Below are 19576 nucleotides of genomic sequence, written 5' to 3'. Positions count from 1 at the left end.
GTCATGTCTCATTGACATGACTTTTTTTAAAGGAGAGAGATTATGCAACATAAACTTACTTATACGGTTCAAGAGGATGATCTAACAATCGACCAGCTGCTCCAAACTAAATGGAAGCTCGGCAAGAAACTTATACATGAGCTCCGAATGCAAAAAGCTGTGACAGATCAAGATGGGGAACTATTACAATGGAAATTACCACAGCAGAAGGGCAACATTTTGACTTTCAAATGGGAAGGGGAATCCTCCAGCTATTTACCATCTGACCGAATTCCTTTATATATTGCCTATGAGGACGAGTATTTACTCATTGCCTCTAAGCCGCGAGGAGTAGCGACTCACCCTAACGAACAAGGTCAAAACCATACATTGATGAATACAGTTACCCATTACTTGCAGAGCAAGGGACATTCCTACGGCGAGCATATTCACCGCATAGACGAAGGCACAAAAGGGCTGGTAGTAGTAGCGAAGAATCCAATTGTTAAAGGTATGCTAGATCGAATGATCGAGCAAAAAGAAATTGTCCGTACGTATGAAGCGATTGTAGAAGGCCATATGAAGAGTAATCATGGTACGGTTCGTGCTGCTATTGGTAGCGACCGACACCATCCTACTAGAAGACGTGTATCACCATCTGGACAGTTGGCAATTACCCATTATGAGGTAGTCGGCCGACATGAACAATTTACAAAGGTTCATGCTATTTTAGAAACGGGTCGTACGCATCAAATTCGAGTACATTTAGCACATCTAGGTCACCCAATTGTTGGAGATGATTTATATGGAGCAAAAAGATCACCTACTAAAACATATGAATTACATGCGTTCAAGGTTCAATTCAAGCATCCAATTACTGGAGAAGTAATTATTGCTGAGGATAAGCGATGAACGATTGTCCTTTTTGTCACCTCGACTTAATTGATAATCAAAAGGTTGTTCTTGAAAATGAAAATTGTATGTTTATTCAAGTACCACAGGAAATCCTTATAGGCTCTGGACTTATAATTCCACGGGCACATCGGGAAACAGTTTTTGAATTAACCGAACAGGAATGGACTGCAACGAAATATCTACTTAAAGAAGCAAAAGACTATATAGACAAGCTATACAATCCTGATGGCTATAACATTGGTTGGAATTGCAACTCAATTGGTGGTCAACATATTATGCACGCTCATTTACATATCATCCCTCGTTATGTAGATGAGCCATATGCTGGAAAAGGTATCCGCCATTGGCTAAAGAGTCCTGAAAATAAAAGAGCTCAAACTAAAAACATCGATTAAATCGATGTTTTTTTTGTCATAGAAAAGTAAGATAAACTGTTGCCATATAAATCGGAGTAAAAACTTCATTTTAGTGCAGTAATTACTGGCTCATATTTTGAAACGATGTCTACTCTATGTTCGATACAAGATAACGAATAATGAGTAATTGTTCCATTTGGAAAATACGAACCTAAAGATGTGTCCTCTTGTAAGAAACGAAAGAAATTAGATTTTTTATAAATTCCAAAGGATTCCCCCTCGTACTCTTCTTCATCATTCCATTTAGTATAATCATCATAAATAACGTAATAGGATATATAGTTTTTAAAATCAATCTGTAACCTTGTAACATTACTATCTGGGTGGGGATAAATAAGTAAATCAGTTGGATTGGCACTTTTATTTACTATTATTCTAAGCTGAATTCCATCTATTCGAGGTTCTGAAATACTTTCAAATGAAATATGATATCCTTTTTCTTTTGTTAGCTCCTCAAACGACATAACACATCTCCCCTTTAAAAACATTATAAAATCAATTTATACTCCAATAGATTCTGGTACTTTCATCGCAATAAAAACCATCTAGATTACAGGATGTAACTATTTCATTTATTGTATTTTTATCTGAACATAGCATTGAAAAATGACTATCCCAATGGGTGGTTAACAATATACTATGATCATGAGTAAAGAGGTTTATAGGATGGATAGGAAAAGTGTCGCAATTGGTAACTAAATCGTCAACATACTCTAATTTTCGTTCTGTACCAAATTCATCTCCATACCAAATCCAATCATGTCCCTGTTTTTTTATACTCTCCAATACACCTGATATTAACGTTTCTGGGAAACATCCCTCTGCTGGAGCAATAATTTCTTCTTGCTCACATACATCTAGAATAGCCTTAGCTATTTTTTCATTTTTATAGGTTTGGTTTAGCCCTGAAATAGAAGTTCTTAATCCAATATCTAATTGTTGATAGTTATCAATACTAGAAAGCTTTAAAAACTGGCTCCATGTAAGGATCTCACAATGTTTCATAATGTCGGTTATACTTGGATATGTATCTGGCTCAAAGAGTTCATATTTAATTGTTTTTGGTTTAATAAAAGGATGAAAAAAGAGAAAAACTTCTTCAAATATTCCCTTATAAAATTCCTTAATAGGTATACCATCAGGGGAACAAACAGCATACCTATCTGGCTTCGGTAAAATTCTCTCTTTTGTCATAAAAAATCCCTCCTTCGGTCGCAGAATCATTTCCATTAAAAGCACCATACATACCTTCTATAAATAATTAAGATTCCCTTCAAAATTAAGATTAAAAATTTTGGAAAATTAGTTATATTTAGTGTAATATTACACTAAATATATTATTCTCTAAATTAACTAAGGAGGCATGAGTTTTGAAAAAATGGTACTTTCTTTTGTGGGTATTAATAATAATTGCAACCCTGTTAGGCTTATTTGGACAAGCTTTAGCATATTATGTAGATGAAATTATGGCTAATAACGTCCCACCGGTATATTACTTGACCATCATAACGGTGATTAGTATCATCCTATACTTAGCTACACCTTTATTAGTATATTTGTTAGTTAAGGTTAAAAAAATAGATAAACAGTTTAATGATGTATACATTTTAGGTGTTGCCATGATTGGCCTCATCGTATCCTTGTGGTCAGTATTTGTTTGTTTAATGTGGTGGGGCTAAAGGAAGGCTGTTTGCTTCGAAGAAAGTAAATATATTCGTTATACCTTTTGAGTTATCCTATATGAAACTTTCCTTTAATTAATAAACTTTAACAAGCAGTTTCCATGAATTTTTTGAATAAAATAATGTCTAATGGGTAATATTAGAATAAACCCCCTTTATTGACGCTGTATCCCTTTTACTTCCTATTCTTTCACTGGGAAAAATTCATACATGTTATAACAGCGAATAAAAAATGGTCGTTACTGAAATCCCCTCAGTAACGACCATTTTTTTCTATTTATTAAAAGCTAAAATTATCTGGATCTGCTCCAGTTCGCTCATTTAAATTGAGTGCATCAATATTTTTCACATCTTCGAATGATAATTCAAAGTCAAACACATCGAAATTTCCATGGATTCTTTCCGGAGTAATAGACTTTGGAATAACAATTAAGTCATGCTGTAAATGCCAGCGGATAATCACCTGCGCGGTAGATTTCCCATACTTAGCACTGATGCGAGCCAACGTAGGCTCCTCTAATAATCTACCTCTAGCTAGCGGTGACCAAGACGTAACTGCAATGTCCTCGGAGGCACAGTACTCTCGAAGATCATACTGTGTCAGTCTAGGATGGCACTCTATCTGATTGACCATAGGCTTTATATTAGCTTTAGCAGCAATTGCCTCTAAATGGTGCTGATTATGATTAGATACGCCTGTTGCTCGAATAAGCTTCTCCTCGTAAAGACGTTCAATTGCACGATATGTATCTATATAACTCTCAGCAACTGGCCAATGAGTTAAGTATAGATCTACATAATCCATACCTAATAGCTCTAAAGACTTTTCAAAGGCTCTTAACGTCTGATCATAGCCTTGATCAGTATTCCAAACCTTAGTAGTTACAAAAATCTCTTTGCGTGAGATTCCAGAAGCACGAACAGCTTCCCCCACTTCTTTTTCATTTGCATATAAGGAAGCAGTATCAATATGACGATAACCTGATTCTAAAGCATGCGTAATTGCCTTACGAGCAACCTCCGGCTCTGTCATCTTATATACCCCTAATCCAATACGTGGCATCTCAACTCCATTAGCCAATCTCTTTGTTGAATTCTCAAGTAATTCCATTAAACTCATCCTTCCCTTTTATAGAAATGCGCAGGCGCCTATCACTGACCCGACAGGCAAATGGAAAAAAGCGAGGAGGCAGTTCTCCAGCCACCGCAAACGCTTTTGTTTGCGACGAGCTTGCGCAGGAGCAGTATTTTTCCATTTGACCCCGAGGGGCAAGGCGCAGGAGCTAGACATCAAGAAATGCGCAGGCGCCTATCACTGCCCAGACAGGCAAACTCAAAAAAAACGACTGAAGAATCAGTCGTCTTTCCGCTTCTTCATAATTGTAGCACTATCTGATTGAGCAGGGTCTGATACACGGTTATCTTCTTCTAGCTCTTGGTTATCTCTCATGCGTTCCATTTGCTTGCCTAATGTTTTTACCTCGTCCATATTTGTTGCCATTGAGCCGTTCTCTGGACCATTTTTCAAATTATCCATTTAAAAAATCACTCCTTTTTATCTATCCTAGTAGAATCACACGTTACATGCAACTTTGACACTTTCTATTTCAGACATAATTTCGTTTTATTGTATCGTTTCATTTTTTTACAAATTAGGTTATACTAAGATTTAGAATATATAGAGGAGGCGCTTAAGTATGAAACTAATCCTTATTCTTGGCGTTTGTGTTGCGTTTCTTACTGCAATTTTCACTGCAGGATACGACGACAAACCAGGTGCATCTGAGAAATAATAATTATTCAACATAAAAACGGACGAGTCTGAATAAGACTTCGTCCGTTTTTTTAATGTAAGTTTGGATAATCCTGTTGACGCAAAGCCTCATAAATAAGAATTGCTGCAGTGTTCGAGAGATTCAATGAACGAATATTGTCATTCATCGGTATTCTAAGCGCGCGGTCTGGATGTGCGTCGATAAATTCACGAGGAAGTCCCTTCGTCTCACGTCCAAATATAAAGAAATGATTCTTCTCTGAATCACTAAAATCAAATGTAGTATGTGGCTTCGCACCAAATTTAGTGATCAGGTAATATTCAGCTCCAGGGTGAGCTGCGAAAAATTCATCTAACCCATCATAATAGGTGATGTCCACATGCTCCCAATAATCTAATCCTGCACGCTTTAGCATTTTATCGTCTGTAGAAAAGCCTAATGGTCGGATAAGATGAAGCTTAGCGCCTGTACCTGCACACGTTCTAGCAATATTTCCTGTGTTTGCAGGAATTTCTGGTTGATATAACACGACATTAATACTCAATGATTCCACTTCCTAATTTTCAATTGTATAAAACGCAAGACCCTTGCGAATCTCTTCTAAAACCTGTTCTTCTTGCTCTGTTTTTTCTGCTTCCTTTAATGCAAGCAAGCCTTCCTCTGTATTAATTTTGCCTAATGCCCATGCTGCTGTTCCTCTTATTACAGGTCTTGCATCGTGTAGCATTAGTTCGATCAGCGTGGGAACTGCTGCCACTTCTTTAAAATGTGCCAATGCAATGATTGCATTCCGTTGAATTGGATTTTTTCCTCTCCATGAACCAGACATATGTCCATACGTTTCTTTAAAGGTCCGATTAGTCATTCCTAGTAACGGTAACAATAACGGCTTCACTAATTCGGGATCTGGCTTGAATGATTCCTGATGAAGATTAGCCTTGCCTTTATTTTTTGGACAGACGGTTTGGCATGTATCACAGCCATATATCCGATTCCCTATCTTCGCTCGGAACTCATCAGGCACCATCGTTTTAGTTTGGGTGATAAAGGCGATACATCGTTGTGCATTCAGCTGACCACCTTCTATTAAAGCACCAGTAGGGCAGACGTCTAAGCAAAGCCTACAATTCCCACACTGATCCTCCATTTGTTCACTTGGGGCAAAAGGAATAGAGGTAATCATTTCTCCCAAGTAAACATAAGATCCAAATTCCGGGGTGATGATTGAACAATTTTTTGCACTCCAGCCAATCCCAGAACGTTCGGCAACTGCACGGTCTGAAAGCTCACCAGTATCGACCATTGAACGCAGCCTAGCGTCTGGTATGTGCGTTAAAATATATAATTCTAGCTGAGCGAGCTTTTCTCTTAAAACTGTATGGTAATCCATTCCCCAGGATGCTCTAGCAAATATTCCTCGTCTAGCTCCCTTTACACTTTGGGGTGCATCCTTCATCTTAGAGGGATAAGCAATAGCTATCGAGATAATGCTCTGTGCCTCCTCCAGTAAAAGCTGAGGATTTGTTCTTTTATCAAGATCCGGCTCTTCAAATCCGGAAGCATACCCTAACTCCTGCTGACGAATTAATCGATTCTTCAATTCATGAAATGGAGAAACAGTGGTAAAACCAATTTTATCAATTCCAATGGATGCAGCGTATTCTATGAGGTTCTGTTGATGCTGGTTTATATTCACTAGAGTTCTCCTTTCTGTATGGTACAATGAAGAAAATATATACAAGGATGGTTTAAAATGTTTGTAAAATTAGATACTTCTCTATTACAAATAGAGCCTACTTTTAAAATTGGCCTTATTTATTATAACAAAATTATTGTATCATCTTCCCCTCAAATGCTTAAGGGACGCCTCCAATTATTTCAAGAACAGCTTTTTTTCGAATTAGAGGAAAAAGCAGTTAATGATTTTGATGGGATAAAGGAATGGCGAGGTCTTTGGAAAAAGCTTGGAGCAGAACCTAACCGTTATCGCCCTTCTATGGAAGCAATGTACAGAAGGATTGCAAAACAAAATTATATCACACCTATGCATTCTGCTGTAGATTTAAATAACTTCTTCTCTATGCGCTATGAGATTCCTATTGGAATATATAATTTGGATGAGATTAAAGAGGATATCTTTATCACCGTAGGCAATGCAGAAACAAATTATCTTGGATTGAATGGTAGAGAAAATAATTTACACGGGATTTTAACACTTCAAGATGAAGTAGGTGCATTCGGAAGTCCATTCGTCGATTCTAAACGGACGGCAGTTACTGAAAGTACAACGAGTGCTATACAAGTAGTATATCTACGACCTTCTATGAGTCAGGAAGAAGCGGTAAAATTATTAGAATCCATGGGACAAATGTTCACGCAAGTACACGGCGGAGACGCCGCAAGTGTTGTATTAGACAGTAACCAAATAGAATGGAGGATATAAATTATGGCACCAATACTTCTTGCAGAGGCAGTAAAGCTTAAGAGTATTTTATTGAAGAGAGTTCAAGAGTTGGAGATAGAAATGATGCGTGTCGGTTTCACTGTTATCGAGAAAGGGACTACTCCTGCTCCCCCTATACGAACTGTGAGCGCAATCGATTTAGAAATGAATGATATTCGCTCGGATATTAGAAAACTTGATCGACTTATATACGAGGCTAACTTAAACAATACAGTTACATATAAAGAAGCTGACCTCACCATTGTGGAAGCAATTGAACTAGCTACTCAGCTACGTGCCCAGGCAAGAGTATATAAACAGTTAGGAAGCCATGAAAAGCAAAGAATCCAGTTTAGCGGATACGGCGAAGTAACAACTTATGTAGAGGTTGCCTTATATGAGCCAGAGGAGTATCGAAAAAAAGCATTAGACTTTGAAAAGGATGCCAATAAATTATCTGGGCTGATTAACGCGAAAAACTACGTCGTTACTATTGCCTTTGATGATGAAAAATATGCTTAACATTATCCTTGGTAAGGTGAGACTCCTTGCCAAGGCATAGTAGGAGGTCATTACAATTTAACTGGTGGCAAACCAATGACCATTGACCATTTACTTTGTGACTAATAACTAATGACTAACCATTGCAACTGCAATCGACCTACAATTAGTGTACGACCGGACTTCCTACTATGAAAAACGCTCCTCTCCATTTTTGGAGGGAGCGTTTTTGCTTAGTTAATTTTCAAAGACCTGTGTTTGTTCTCCGTCTATTTCAAGGTACCAGGAACCTTCTTTAGGAAATTTGATTTCTCCCTCGTAATGGAATAATCTTTGTCCGTTAGCTGCGTCAATCACAGGGTTTTGGTCATTTTGAAAGCTACTCTTCTGTACAATTTCATCTCCATTTGAATTTACTAAAAGAACCTCTATACTTTCCTTTTCCCCAATAGAGCTTTCTATAATTACATTAGTAGTTTCGCCAATTTGAATCTCCTTAGGTGAATCTAGCAGCACGTAATGTTCGGACTTTGGAAAAGGTGGAAGAACCTCTATCCTAAATTCCTCAAACAATTCTTCCTCCACGTAAAAGGAAACTTGCCACTCTCCCTCTGTAGTAAAGGCTGGGAAGCTTGTTAAAATATGAGCATCCTCACTATATAAACCGGCGGCTAATACCCCCTCTGACAATAAAAGCTTCTCTCCATAACTGTTTATCGCCTCTACCTTATATTCCTTCCCAACTAAAGATTCAGGATCACTCCAATAGTAGAGCATAAGTTTTGCTCCTCGACGAGTATCCTCTGCAACGAAATTGTCAGGCCCTAGTATTCCAATTTTCCCTTCTATCCCTATTACATTTTGTGGCGAATCTTGTAAAGGAAATGAAGTAGCGAAAGGTGCGTCTAATGTAACGGATTTTGGTGACTCATTATTTAAATCATATGTTTTTCCCTTATAAGCCACCGAAAAATTGATATCTTTGCTTGCCTCTAATAATTTTTGTAGTTCCGCTTCGGAATAATTTGCATATAAAGATTCAAATGTAATTGTGTAATCATATCTATCCTTATTCGGATTTGAATTATAGCTTGCCCTATTTCCAATACCGTAACTATCCTTTAAGAAAAGATATTTATTTTCCGCTCGAAACTCCATAGAATGCCAAACATCTATTGGTATAAGCTCTTTAGACGTTAAAGATAACTCCGTCCTAACTGCATGGAGCTTATCCCCTGATGCATTCATTGTAATCTCCGTGTTTTTAATGTCTTCTATTTGCAGATCAAGACTTTTTATATATTCCTGCTCCGTCAACGAGCCCATGCCTACTTCTGTTTCTTTCGTTAAATCTGGGTTGTACATGGGGCTTGCTAAATAAGCAACCATTAAAAGGCAGGCCGTTGCTATAACTACAGATAGAGGTTTTAGAAACCTTAATCGGTTTGATTTTGGAGCATTTCGAATGCTGTAAATCACTTTTCTCTTTTCTTCTTTATCAAGAGAATGCTTCGGAAGATTTCGCAACTGTTCCTCCAGATCATCGTGTTCTCGCTTCATACTCAAATCCCTCCTTTTCCAAAATGCTCTTCAGTTTCTTTAGCGAACGGTGATAAAGAACATTCACATGGTTTTCATTGGATTCTAGGATTTCTGCTACTTGTTTAGAGGTCAATTCAAGTATCGACTTTAAAATAATTACCTCTTTGTTTTTCGCTGGCAATTTATTTATAGCTAGGTATAATTCTTGATTCATCTCACCAAGTAAAACAGTATGATCTAATCCCTCTATCTGTTTTTCATCTCGCAAAACGTATTTTATTCGATTCCAAATATTATTCTTTCTAGCCCGATCAACCACTATATTCTTTGCGATGGTTATTAACCATGTTTTTGGATGTGCCCCTTCGTTAAAGTAGGCAACCTTCTTCAATCCACGAAGAAAAGTTTCCTGCACCAGGTCCTGAACATCCATAGAGCCCGTATAGTAAATGAGGAAGCTGGTCACATCCCGCTCATATAACTCAAACCACTCCTCGATTAGCTGCCTTTCCAAGTGATCCCCCCTATCTCCCTACTACTTCATTAGACGTTTTACTTTCCTTAATCTTACAAGACTTTGGAAAATAAAAAAATCAGCCATTGTAGAAACAATGACTGATTTATGTGTTCCATATTTAATTAGTATGATCTTGCAAACCACACCGTGTGTTTCGATTCTTTTCCACAATTAATACAAGTTGATTTTTCAGCTGGTGGATTGAATGGAATATTACGTGTTGTGAATTTTGTTTCTTCTTTTACGTGCTCCTCACAAGCATCGTCTCCACACCATCCAGCAAGGATCCATCCAGGGATTTCTCCTTTTTCCGTAGAGTCCTCTAAATGCTGTTTTAGCTGATCCATGGAATCGACATGAGTATGAGAGTTTGCATCACGGAATGCGCGCGCTTTTTCTAATAAACGAGTTTGCATTGTGTTTAACTCTTCTTCCACACGCTCCACAATAACATTTATATCAACTGATTCTTTTTCATCTAAATCGCGAGCTTTCATAAGCACTTGATTGTTTTCTAAATCACGTGGTCCTAGCTCAACGCGAACTGGCACACCTTTAAGCTCCCACTCATTAAATTTATAGCCAGGTGATTGATCAGAATCGTCTAAACGAACTCGTATACCTTTTGCTTTTAATGCAGCAAAGATTTCATCTAGTTTTTCCATTATTGCTGGGTTCTTTTTCCATGGCCCAACTGGTATTAAAACTACTTGTGTCGGTGCAATACGTGGTGGCAATACAAGACCTTGCTCATCACCATGGACCATGATCACAGAGCCGATTAATCGAGTAGAAGTTCCCCAAGAAGTCGTATGCACATGCTGGTGCTTGTTTTCTTTATTCAAATATTTAATATCGAATGCTTCAGCGAATTTAGTTCCAAGGTAATGAGAAGTTCCAGCTTGAACCGCTTTTCCATCCTTCATCATAGCTTCGATAGAATACGTATCTACTGCCCCTGCAAAGCGTTCAGATGGAGTTTTTTGACCATCATATACAGGAATAGCTAAAAGTCCCTCTACTACCTCTTTATAAATATTTAGCATTTGCATTGTTTCTTGACGTGCTTCCTCTTCATCCACATGAGCTGTATGTCCCTCTTGCCATAAAAATTCAGAGGTACGAATGAAAGGAAGTGTCTTCTTTTCCCAACGGAATACGTTAGCCCATTGGTTGATCAGTACAGGTAGGTCACGATAGCTTTTGATCCAATCTGAATACAGATGGCCAATCATTGTTTCAGAGGTTGGACGAAGTGCTAAACGCTCCTCTAGTTTTTCACCTGCAGCCTCTGTAACCCATGGAAGCTCTGGAGAGAAACCTTCAATATGATCCTTTTCCTTTTGGAAAAATGATTCTGGAATTAACATTGGAAAATAAGCGTTACGGTGTCCTGTCTCTTTAAAGCGTTGGTTCATCTCTGCTTGGATATGCTCCCAGATTTCGTAGCCGTCCGGTTTAAATGCGATACATCCACGTACTGGTGTATAATCCATTAAATCTGCTTTTTGAATCGTGTCGATATACCATTTAGTAAAATCGTTTTGCTGTTGATTAGTCATTACTTTTCCTCCTTAAAATATAAAAAGCACAAGTCTGTCCTTGTAAAAGGACGTCCTTGTGCTTGAATAGACGTGGTACCACCTTAGTTTAGCTTAAAATAGTTTAAGCCCTCTAAAACGTTTGATAACGATAACGAATCGGTTATGTTTGCATAACATCTCCGTGGTAGGTTTCAACAAGAAGTGGTGATATAGCTCTCAGCAAACGCTATATTTTCTGTTTCACAATTCTCATTTACTTGATCACATCGTAGATTGTATATTACTAATAATATACCAAAAGTAACGTATTAATACAACGTACTTCTTTTATACCAATTAATTTAAACAATCAGAATAAAAATACATTATACTTACAGTATGGTAAAGACAAAACAAGATAGGGGAAGATTACATGAATGATTTAAAAAGTTCCTTTAACGAATGTACATATTATTTATCCGGTCATAGGAATCGAGATATCTCCGTCTTAAAGGATGCATTGAAGGATGTTTCTGAGGACCAATTCAGCGATATCTATGGTAACGGGTCTATTATAGAAGACTTTCAGAAGAAAATGGCTAAACTTTTAGGTAAGGGAACGTCTGCATTTTTCCCTAGCGGTACAATGGCTCAGCAAATCGCCTTACGTATTTGGTGCGATGAGAAGCAGCTTAACCAGGTTGCCTATCACCCTTTATGTCATTTAGAAATACACGAGATGGATGGTTTAAAGGAATTACACCAGATTAAAACGATCCTGCTGGCAGACAAGAATCGAGTAATTGAGCTAGAGGACGTAAAAAACCTTAAAGAAGACATAGCATGTCTTTTATTGGAGCTACCTCAAAGAGAAATTGGTGGCCAGCTTCCTAGCTTTGAAACATTAGAACAGATTTCAGCCTATTGTCGTGAAAATGGTATAAAGCTTCATTTAGACGGAGCCCGACTTTTAGAAGTATTACCGTACTATAATAAAACAGCCTCTGAGGTTTGCGACCTATTTGACAGTGTTTATATGTCTTTTTATAAAGGAATTGGTGGTATTGCGGGAGCTATTCTAGCCGGTGACGAGGATTTCATAGAGAAATCTAAAATTTGGAGAAAGCGTTATGGTGGAACACTTATAAGCTTGTATCCTTATATTCTATCAGCAGATTATTATTTTGATAAGCGAGCACACAAAATGAAGCAATACTATCAAAAATCTGTAGAGCTAGCACAGCTATTTAATAACTGTAAGGATATTTACACCGTACCAGAAGTACCTGTTTCCAATATGTTTCACGTCTATTTTAATCGTTCACAAGAGGAAATGGCAGCTGTTATAAGCAAAGTCCAGCTTGATAATCGCATAGGGATATCCAGCTATTTAAGTGAGCTGGATGGGGAGAAATGCCAAATTGAAATAAGTATTGGAGATTCTTATCTAGAAATTCCAAAAGAACAACTAGAACAATTATTTTTGAATTTAAATGAAGAAATGAAATAAAATAAAAGACTCTTAACGTCTCGTTGAGAGTCTTTTATTGCTGTTGCTGATACTGTTCACTTTTAAGTTCTTCATATATATGGTTTGCCTTGCTTTGCGCTTCTGCTTTAGAAGTTGCGTGTACCTCGATAATTTTTCCTTCGATAATAAAGTTATATGTTTTAACCATTTTAAATTCCTCGCTTTTCTTATTTTTGATTCTAATTATGTTATTCCCTATTGTAGAAAAATAAAACTTCTTAATAATGGAAATTACAAATATTTATTGGGACAGTAAAAAGTCCATAATTACTGTGCTTACATAAAAAAAGGTGGCTCCCATTTATGAGCCACCCAACAACCCTATTACCCACTCCTTCACATCCACGAGTCGGTTGGATGGTGGTCTTTCTGTCTCACCCGAAACGATTAGGGGAAAAACGGAATCTACCCGATGGAGAGAGCCATGTGCACCCCCACCAGCATGATCATGACTATGTTTTTCAATAAATTCGTAAGAAGGCTTTGCATCTACTATGATAACTTTTCCGGTTTGGGAGTGGAGTGCTCCGTACAGCCGAGCTAGTCCATCAGGATATGTGTGATAACGTAAAGTTCCTTGCTCATCTTTTATATCTAAAAGAGACAAATCTCCATCTAATTGCCACGACTGCTTATATTCATCCATATAAGGACCATTTGGAGAGAAGGTGAGTTCTTTATCGTCTGAGCTTACAACATGATTTATTTGTTGTTCATCGCTCCATGCAATAAAACCTATTCGTTCATCCTTTTTTAAGCTTTCTACTATATCAGAAAAAGGAATTTCTTCATCATTTAAATAGATGTAGGCCATTCGTTCATTCACTGCGATGGCTAGTTGTGTATTTTCTTTTCCTTTTTCTAAGAAGGTGTACCGCTTTAACAATTCATTCAAATCAATTAAAGCCGTTTCCTTTTCTTCCTTAACTGCAGATTGACCACTATCACCAAGGACTATCCATGTAACCTCTTCTACTGCCTTTTCCCAAGAGCCAAAATTATTTAACAGCTCTTGCAGTGCTTGGTCAGCCTTCTCAATCCCAGATTCATCACCAGGACCGTTTCTATGTATGGACGCATCCGCATCAGGGAGATAGGCTAGTGTAAAGGTAGGTAGGTTCCCTTGTTCAATTAGATAAGTCAGTTCATTAGATGTAAACTCATTATTTACTCCCATCCTCTTCCAAACGTATTTATATCGATCGTTCTCTGGATTGTATTGAGATAAGCCACCGAGCGACAAAAGCAATGGCCCATTCACCTTTATTTCTTTTGGCAATAGATCTGTAATAGAAAGAAGCTTAGGTACTTGTAAATCCTGCTTAAAGCTTCCCCGGTATAATAGACCATTAATAGAAGCTGTGTGTATTTGAGCACTTGCCAATTGTTCATGAATCGTTAGAACTTCTTTACTTAAATGGGTTTCATTCAGATGAATAACACTATCAGCCACTACATTTTTAACCCCATTGTCCCATATCTCCGCGATTCCACTTCCATAACTGACCATGCGTGCCTCATCTTTATTAAACCAAATCAACCCGGGGATTTTATGCTGATTTGCATATGTTCCAGTCAACAAGGTGCTATCAATTGTAACGGACATTGTTGGATAAGAACTAATAAATTCTGGATAAAAATCCCCATTATTTATTAAAAATGAAAATGCAGGTGCCTCTCCCTCTTTTATCGTCTTTTGCAATGGTTCTGCCATTAAAGAATCGACAACAATAAGAACGATCGGCTTTTTAGTAGCTTCGATCTTTACATCATTAAACTTTTTAGTTGGAGACATCGAAATAGCTAATATAAGTCCTCCACATACAACAACCAATATAGCTAATATGATTAGTATTGTTTTCTTCACTTTTAGTCACCTATCTTCCATTCATAGTGTTAGTATGGTGATTTCCAAATGATTACATGCTTATTTAATGATAAAAACTCATGGCTTTCGACTAAATGTGTACAAAGATATTCTTGGACCAGCCATTTATATAAAAATGATATCCTCACCAGTTGGACTACCTTTATAGAAAAGATGCATCAATTACCTGTTTGCCCATCATTGTCACTGCCTTGCTCATCTTCATTTTCATTTTTTGCACCGTCTCCACTGCTACCTTCTTTTTCATCCAAAGCTCTTATAAAAAATGCCGTTGGTAACAAAAGACCAATTGCTGCTTGTATTAGTGCAAAGAACCGTGCCTTTCCCACAGGCACCAAGTCACCATAGCCTACTGATAAAATGGTTACTCCACTGAAATAGAGATAATCTAAAAAATTCTCTCCTCCATCCTTCCCCTCTTCAGTGCTGACTCTTACTACATCTCCTTCCATAGACAATAAGTAATAAAGAACAGCAAATCCAAAAGTAATGCCAAGCATAGCGAAAAATAGCTTTTGGAATAAAGTTGACTGAAAATAGCTTTTCTTATATTTATGACCTGAAAAGAAATAGTATAAGGTTGTTACCATAAATAAGATCGTCAATCCCATTAGTATCGTAGAAAACATGCGTCTATTCCTCTCTGTCTCTCGAGTCCATCCAGTTTGAGTTGTATGAAGTTTTATTAATGTCGATATGACTATCTTGTCAATCGAATGTAAAAATATACAAAGTAACTAATATGAAAACGGAAATATAGATACGCATTCAATTCTTGAAAAAGTGAATGTACAGGTATTGAGACATTGAAAAGATTTTCAAGAGCTATTCTAACAATTTAAGTGATTTTCATTTTAAGCAAATATAACTTTTTTGATATAACTATTACTTCTTCCGAGACATTCAATTACTCCTATGCACGGGATTTTAGCTTATTTCAGTCCTCTTATTGAAACAACAAAAAAGACCTCTAACAAGTAGTTAGAAGTCTTGATATGTATGACTTTATGTCATGAATATGATACCGGTGGTCGGGGTCGAACCGACACATCCGAAGATACGGGATTTTGAGTCCCGCGCGTCTGCCAATTCCGCCACACCGGCATATTAAAGGCAGTAAATACTTTTTTAAAAATTGGAGGCGGCAACCGGATTTGAACCGGTGATAAAGGTGTTGCAGACCTGTGCCTTACCACTTGGCTATGCCGCCTTAATTTGGAGCGGAAGACGAGGTTCGAACTCGCGACCCCCACCTTGGCAAGGTGGTGTTCTACCACTGAACTACTTCCGCAAATAACTGGGGTACCTGGATTCGAACCAGGGCATGACGGAATCAAAATCCGTTGCCTTACCGCTTGGCTATACCCCAATGGGGCGACCGATGGGAATTGAACCCACGAATGCCGGAATCACAATCCGGTGCGTTAACCACTTCGCCACGACCGCCACAGAATAAAAAAAAGAGCTAACCAGATAGAATATGGGGCGACTGATGGGAATTGAACCCACGAATGCCGGAATCACAATCCGGTGCGTTAACCACTTCGCCACAACCGCCATTATTCAAAGTTAACTTATTATTTGGCAGGGGCAGTAGGAATCGAACCCACATCAAAGGTTTTGGAGACCTCTATTCTACCGTTAAACTATGCCCCTATAAAAACTGGTGGAGGGGGACGGATTCGAACCGCCGAACCCTAAGGAGCGGATTTACAGTCCGCCGCGTTTAGCCACTTCGCTACCCCTCCACTAGACAGTGGTGCCGGAAAGAGGACTTGAACCCCCAACCTACTGATTACAAGTCAGTTGCTCTACCAATTGAGCTATTCCGGCGTAATGGTGGCTCAGGACGGAATCGAACCGCCGACACAAGGATTTTCAGTCCTTTGCTCTACCGACTGAGCTACTGAGCCTCTTCGATTTACGCTAAGCTGTACAACTCTTTGTCAGCTTCACTCACTCATTCAGTCACGTACTTTAGTACGCTCCTTCTTTCGTTCGATTGCTTCCTCGATTTGCTTGCTTATCCTAAATCTCTAACATATTGAATAATAAATGGCGGTCCCGACCGGGATCGAACCGGCGATCTCCTGCGTGACAGGCAGGCATGTTAACCGCTACACCACGGGACCATTTGGTTGCGGGGACAGGATTTGAACCTGTGACCTTCGGGTTATGAGCCCGACGAGCTACCGAACTGCTCCACCCCGCGACAATAATATTAGATGAAATTTAAACCATCCTACGCATTTAGTGAGTTTTACGTCTTCCACGCTTCGCTTGCGTCGACGTTAATCGCTTTCTTCGTGAAGCGATTTACTCCACCCCGCGATAATAATACTTGCTAAATTAATAATGGTGGAGGATGACGGGCTCGAACCGCCGACCCTCTGCTTGTAAGGCAGATGCTCTCCCAGCTGAGCTAATCCTCCGTAATGCTGGTTTAAAATTAAATGGTGACCCCTACGGGATTCGAACCCGTGTTACCGCCGTGAAAGGGCGGTGTCTTAACCGCTTGACCAAGGGGCCATTATGTATTAGAGAAATCTATCTGGCGGAGAGCAAGGGATTTGAACCCTTGAGACAGTGTTACCCGCCTACACGATTTCCAATCGTGCTCCTTCGGCCACTCGGACAGCTCTCCTAGAAATGGCTCCGAAGGTAGGACTCGAACCTACGACCGATCGGTTAACAGCCGATTGCTCTACCACTGAGCTACTTCGGAATAATATCCGCCTAGCGACGTCCTACTCTTGCAGGGGGAGACCCCCAACTACCATCGGCGCTGAAGAGCTTAACTTCCGTGTTCGGTATGGGAACGGGTGTGACCTCTTCGCCATCATCACTAGACTTGAATAATTACTGAAAGACATTTTCTATTATATCAACTATGTAGATTATTACAAGTGTTTTTTTAATAAAAAATTATTCTTTCAAAACTGAATAAACTGACATCTTAGAAACAAACATTTTGGTTAAGTCCTCGATCGATTAGTATTCGTCAGCTGCACGTGTCGCCACGCTTCCACCCCGAACCTATCTACCTCATCGTCTTTGAGGGATCTTACTTACTTGCGTAATGGGAAATCTCATCTTGAGGGGGGCTTCGTGCTTAGATGCTTTCAGCACTTATCCCGTCCACACATAGCTACCCAGCGATGCCCTTGGCAGAACAACTGGTACACCAGCGGTGTGTCCATCCCGGTCCTCTCGTACTAAGGACAGCTCCTCTCAAATTTCCTACGCCCACGACGGATAGGGACCGAACTGTCTCACGACGTTCTGAACCCAGCTCGCGTACCGCTTTAATGGGCGAACAGCCCAACCCTTGGGACCGACTACAGCCCCAGGATGCGATGAGCCGACATCGAGGTGCCAAACCTCCCCGTCGATGTGGACTCTTGGGGGAGATAAGCCTGTTATCCCCGGGGTAGCTTTTATCCGTTGAGCGATGGCCCTTCCATGCGGAACCACCGGATCACTAAGCCCGTCTTTCGACCCTGCTCGACTTGTAGGTCTCGCAGTCAAGCTCCCTTCTGCCTTTACACTCTTCGAATGATTTCCAACCATTCTGAGGGAACCTTTGGGCGCCTCCGTTACACTTTAGGAGGCGACCGCCCCAGTCAAACTGCCCGCCTGACACTGTCTCCTACCCGGGTTACGGGTATGGGTTAGAATTTCAATACAACCAGGGTAGTATCCCACCGACGCCTCCTCCGAAGCTGGCGCTCCGGGCTCTAAGGCTCCTACCTATCCTGTACAAGTTGCACCAAAATTCAATATCAAGCTACAGTAAAGCTCCACGGGGTCTTTCCGTCCTGTCGCGGGTAACCTGCATCTTCACAGGTACTATAATTTCACCGAGTCTCTCGTTGAGACAGTGCCCAGATCGTTACGCCTTTCGTGCGGGTCGGAACTTACCCGACAAGGAATTTCGCTACCTTAGGACCGTTATAGTTACGGCCGCCGTTTACTGGGGCTTCAATTCGCACCTTCGCTTGCGCTAAGCACTCCTCTTAACCTTCCAGCACCGGGCAGGCGTCAGCCCCTATACTTCACCTTACGGTTTTGCAGAGACCTGTGTTTTTGCTAAACAGTCGCCTGGGCCTATTCACTGCGGCTCTTCTAGGCTATTCACCCAAAAGAGCACCCCTTCTCCCGAAGTTACGGGGTCATTTTGCCGAGTTCCTTAACGAGAGTTCTCTCGCTCACCTTAGGATTCTCTCCTCGACTACCTGTGTCGGTTTGCGGTACGGGCACCTCCCACCTCGTTAGAGGCTTTTCTTGGCAGTGTGAAATCAGGAACTCCGGACATACGTCCTTGCCATCACAGCTCAATGTTACAGAGTGCGGATTTGCCTACACTCACACCTCACTGCTTGGACGTGCATAACCAACAGCACGCTTACCCTATCCTACTGCGTCCCCCCATCACTCAAACGGTGGGGTGGTGGTACAGGAATATCAACCTGTTGTCCATCGTCTACGCCTATCGGCCTCGACTTAGGTCCCGACTAACCCTGAGCGGACGAGCCTTCCTCAGGAAACCTTAGTCATACGGTGGATGGGATTCTCACCCATCTTTCGCTACTCATACCGGCATTCTCACTTCTAAGCGCTCCACCAGTCCTTCCGGTCTGACTTCAACGCCCTTAGAACGCTCTCCTACCACTGATACCAAAGGTATCAATCCACAGCTTCGGTGATTTGTTTAGCCCCGATACATTTTCGGCGCAGCGTCACTCGACCAGTGAGCTATTACGCACTCTTTAAATGATGGCTGCTTCTAAGCCAACATCCTGGTTGTCTAAGCAACGCCACATCCTTTTCCACTTAACAAATACTTTGGGACCTTAGCTGGTGG

At 40.0% G+C, this 19576-nt stretch carries 18 protein-coding genes, 16 tRNA genes, 2 rRNA genes and 1 other annotated feature (1 of these 37 running past the window's edge); of the genes, 6 read left to right on the top strand and 30 right to left on the bottom strand.

Features of this window, described 5'->3' with window-relative positions; translation table 11 throughout:
- Positions 1 to 42: 42 nt before the first annotated feature.
- Together MKX96_RS04825 and MKX96_RS04820 are read left to right on the top strand one after the other, a co-directional pair.
- On the top strand, positions 43 to 891 hold the full coding sequence (locus MKX96_RS04825; RefSeq protein ID WP_340882391.1) for an RluA family pseudouridine synthase: 849 nt from the start codon (positions 43 to 45) through the stop codon (positions 889 to 891).
- Positions 888 to 1289: an HIT family protein gene (locus MKX96_RS04820; RefSeq protein ID WP_169360646.1), complete on the top strand. Its 402-nt coding sequence runs from the start codon at positions 888 to 890 to the stop codon at positions 1287 to 1289. The genes MKX96_RS04825 and MKX96_RS04820 overlap by 4 nt, the downstream gene beginning before the upstream one ends.
- A gap of 65 nt (positions 1290 to 1354) precedes the next feature.
- Here the strand turns inward: MKX96_RS04820 and MKX96_RS04815 are convergent, their stop codons facing one another.
- The gene (locus tag MKX96_RS04815; protein WP_169360647.1) at positions 1355 to 1774 is read right to left on the bottom strand and encodes a hypothetical protein; all 420 of its coding nucleotides are present in this window, start codon (positions 1772 to 1774) and stop codon (positions 1355 to 1357) included.
- 31 nt (positions 1775 to 1805) lie between these two features.
- Positions 1806 to 2504 carry a DUF2711 family protein gene (locus MKX96_RS04810; protein WP_340882386.1) on the bottom strand — a complete coding sequence of 233 codons (699 nt, stop codon included), beginning with the start codon at positions 2502 to 2504 and terminating at the stop codon, positions 1806 to 1808.
- Between the two features lie 176 nt (positions 2505 to 2680).
- Here MKX96_RS04810 and MKX96_RS04805 point away from each other — a divergent pair, with 176 nt between their 5' ends.
- A complete protein-coding gene (locus MKX96_RS04805) occupies positions 2681 to 2989 on the top strand; it encodes a hypothetical protein (RefSeq protein ID WP_340882384.1) in 309 nt (102 codons plus the stop codon).
- A 283-nt stretch (positions 2990 to 3272) separates the two neighbouring features.
- Here MKX96_RS04805 and MKX96_RS04800 read toward each other — a convergent pair whose 3' ends face one another.
- The 4 genes from MKX96_RS04800 to queG all read right to left on the bottom strand — a co-directional run bounded on the left by MKX96_RS04800 (position 3273) and on the right by queG (position 6463).
- Entirely contained in the window at positions 3273 to 4103 is an 831-nt protein-coding gene (locus tag MKX96_RS04800; RefSeq protein ID WP_340882383.1) for an aldo/keto reductase, read from the bottom strand.
- Positions 4104 to 4346: 243 nt separating this feature from the next.
- Complete coding sequence (locus MKX96_RS04795) at positions 4347 to 4529, bottom strand: hypothetical protein (protein ID WP_144541921.1); 183 nt, start codon at positions 4527 to 4529, stop codon at positions 4347 to 4349.
- A gap of 308 nt (positions 4530 to 4837) precedes the next feature.
- On the bottom strand, positions 4838 to 5311 hold the full coding sequence (trmL, locus tag MKX96_RS04790) for a tRNA (uridine(34)/cytosine(34)/5-carboxymethylaminomethyluridine(34)-2'-O)-methyltransferase TrmL (protein WP_169360651.1): 474 nt from the start codon (positions 5309 to 5311) through the stop codon (positions 4838 to 4840).
- A 12-nt stretch (positions 5312 to 5323) separates the two neighbouring features.
- Positions 5324 to 6463 carry a tRNA epoxyqueuosine(34) reductase QueG gene (gene queG / locus MKX96_RS04785; protein ID WP_340882380.1) on the bottom strand — a complete coding sequence of 380 codons (1140 nt, stop codon included), beginning with the start codon at positions 6461 to 6463 and terminating at the stop codon, positions 5324 to 5326.
- Positions 6464 to 6520: 57 nt separating this feature from the next.
- Between queG and MKX96_RS04780 the strand changes: the two genes are divergently transcribed.
- Positions 6521 to 7210, top strand: a complete 690-nt coding sequence (locus MKX96_RS04780; protein WP_340882378.1) for a B3/B4 domain-containing protein — start codon at positions 6521 to 6523, stop codon at positions 7208 to 7210.
- Between the two features lie 3 nt (positions 7211 to 7213).
- Complete coding sequence (locus MKX96_RS04775) at positions 7214 to 7732, top strand: hypothetical protein (protein WP_340882377.1); 519 nt, start codon at positions 7214 to 7216, stop codon at positions 7730 to 7732.
- Between the two features lie 216 nt (positions 7733 to 7948).
- On the opposite strand, the gene MKX96_RS04770 is transcribed toward MKX96_RS04775, so the two are convergent.
- The 3 genes from MKX96_RS04770 to proS form a co-directional block, all read right to left on the bottom strand.
- The gene (locus MKX96_RS04770; RefSeq protein WP_340882375.1) at positions 7949 to 9271 is read right to left on the bottom strand and encodes a hypothetical protein; all 1323 of its coding nucleotides are present in this window, start codon (positions 9269 to 9271) and stop codon (positions 7949 to 7951) included.
- Positions 9252 to 9767 carry an RNA polymerase sigma factor gene (locus tag MKX96_RS04765; RefSeq protein WP_340882373.1) on the bottom strand — a complete coding sequence of 172 codons (516 nt, stop codon included), beginning with the start codon at positions 9765 to 9767 and terminating at the stop codon, positions 9252 to 9254. Before MKX96_RS04765 ends, MKX96_RS04770 begins: the two co-directional genes overlap by 20 nt.
- A gap of 125 nt (positions 9768 to 9892) precedes the next feature.
- A complete protein-coding gene (gene proS, locus MKX96_RS04760; RefSeq protein ID WP_340882371.1) occupies positions 9893 to 11332 on the bottom strand; it encodes a proline--tRNA ligase in 1440 nt (479 codons plus the stop codon).
- A 43-nt stretch (positions 11333 to 11375) separates the two neighbouring features.
- Positions 11376 to 11593: a binding site (T-box leader), on the bottom strand.
- A gap of 133 nt (positions 11594 to 11726) precedes the next feature.
- On the opposite strand from proS, the gene MKX96_RS04755 reads away from it, so the two are divergent.
- Positions 11727 to 12803: a threonine aldolase family protein gene (locus tag MKX96_RS04755; RefSeq protein ID WP_340882370.1), complete on the top strand. Its 1077-nt coding sequence runs from the start codon at positions 11727 to 11729 to the stop codon at positions 12801 to 12803.
- A gap of 34 nt (positions 12804 to 12837) precedes the next feature.
- On the opposite strand, the gene MKX96_RS04750 is transcribed toward MKX96_RS04755, so the two are convergent.
- The 21 genes from MKX96_RS04750 to MKX96_RS04650 all read right to left on the bottom strand — a co-directional run.
- Positions 12838 to 12972, bottom strand: coding sequence for a hypothetical protein (locus tag MKX96_RS04750; protein ID WP_340882367.1), 135 nt, complete (start codon positions 12970 to 12972; stop codon positions 12838 to 12840).
- A gap of 153 nt (positions 12973 to 13125) precedes the next feature.
- Positions 13126 to 14691 (bottom strand): alkaline phosphatase family protein, encoded by a 1566-nt coding sequence (locus tag MKX96_RS04745; RefSeq protein WP_340882364.1) that lies wholly within the window; start codon positions 14689 to 14691, stop codon positions 13126 to 13128.
- A 179-nt stretch (positions 14692 to 14870) separates the two neighbouring features.
- Positions 14871 to 15341 carry a potassium channel family protein gene (locus MKX96_RS04740; protein ID WP_340882363.1) on the bottom strand — a complete coding sequence of 157 codons (471 nt, stop codon included), beginning with the start codon at positions 15339 to 15341 and terminating at the stop codon, positions 14871 to 14873.
- A 393-nt stretch (positions 15342 to 15734) separates the two neighbouring features.
- Positions 15735 to 15816, bottom strand: a tRNA-Leu gene (locus MKX96_RS04735).
- Between the two features lie 32 nt (positions 15817 to 15848).
- Positions 15849 to 15922: transfer RNA gene (locus MKX96_RS04730), tRNA-Cys, on the bottom strand.
- 6 nt (positions 15923 to 15928) lie between these two features.
- Positions 15929 to 16003, bottom strand: a tRNA-Gly gene (locus MKX96_RS04725).
- A 6-nt stretch (positions 16004 to 16009) separates the two neighbouring features.
- Positions 16010 to 16081: transfer RNA gene (locus MKX96_RS04720), tRNA-Gln, on the bottom strand.
- A gap of 1 nt (position 16082) precedes the next feature.
- A tRNA-His gene (locus tag MKX96_RS04715) sits at positions 16083 to 16158 on the bottom strand.
- A gap of 35 nt (positions 16159 to 16193) precedes the next feature.
- A tRNA-His gene (locus MKX96_RS04710) sits at positions 16194 to 16269 on the bottom strand.
- A gap of 25 nt (positions 16270 to 16294) precedes the next feature.
- Positions 16295 to 16368, bottom strand: a tRNA-Trp gene (locus MKX96_RS04705).
- Positions 16369 to 16376: 8 nt separating this feature from the next.
- Positions 16377 to 16460, bottom strand: a tRNA-Tyr gene (locus MKX96_RS04700).
- A 9-nt stretch (positions 16461 to 16469) separates the two neighbouring features.
- Positions 16470 to 16545 (bottom strand) — tRNA-Thr (locus tag MKX96_RS04695).
- Positions 16546 to 16549: 4 nt separating this feature from the next.
- Positions 16550 to 16625 (bottom strand) — tRNA-Phe (locus MKX96_RS04690).
- Positions 16626 to 16768: 143 nt separating this feature from the next.
- Positions 16769 to 16844 (bottom strand) — tRNA-Asp (locus tag MKX96_RS04685).
- Between the two features lie 3 nt (positions 16845 to 16847).
- A tRNA-Met gene (locus MKX96_RS04680) sits at positions 16848 to 16924 on the bottom strand.
- A gap of 144 nt (positions 16925 to 17068) precedes the next feature.
- Positions 17069 to 17144: transfer RNA gene (locus MKX96_RS04675), tRNA-Val, on the bottom strand.
- A gap of 22 nt (positions 17145 to 17166) precedes the next feature.
- A tRNA-Glu gene (locus tag MKX96_RS04670) sits at positions 17167 to 17241 on the bottom strand.
- Between the two features lie 23 nt (positions 17242 to 17264).
- Positions 17265 to 17356: transfer RNA gene (locus MKX96_RS04665), tRNA-Ser, on the bottom strand.
- Between the two features lie 6 nt (positions 17357 to 17362).
- Positions 17363 to 17437: transfer RNA gene (locus MKX96_RS04660), tRNA-Asn, on the bottom strand.
- 9 nt (positions 17438 to 17446) lie between these two features.
- Positions 17447 to 17562 (bottom strand): 5S ribosomal RNA (gene rrf, locus MKX96_RS04655).
- Positions 17563 to 17683: 121 nt separating this feature from the next.
- Positions 17684 to 19576 (bottom strand): 23S ribosomal RNA (locus MKX96_RS04650) (it continues 1036 nt past the right edge of the window).

This window comes from Psychrobacillus sp. FSL W7-1493 (assembly GCF_038004905.1).
Classification (GTDB): domain Bacteria; phylum Bacillota; class Bacilli; order Bacillales_A; family Planococcaceae; genus Psychrobacillus.
The sequence above is the reverse complement of the archived record's forward strand: the minus strand, read 5'-3'. Positions and strand labels throughout refer to the sequence as shown.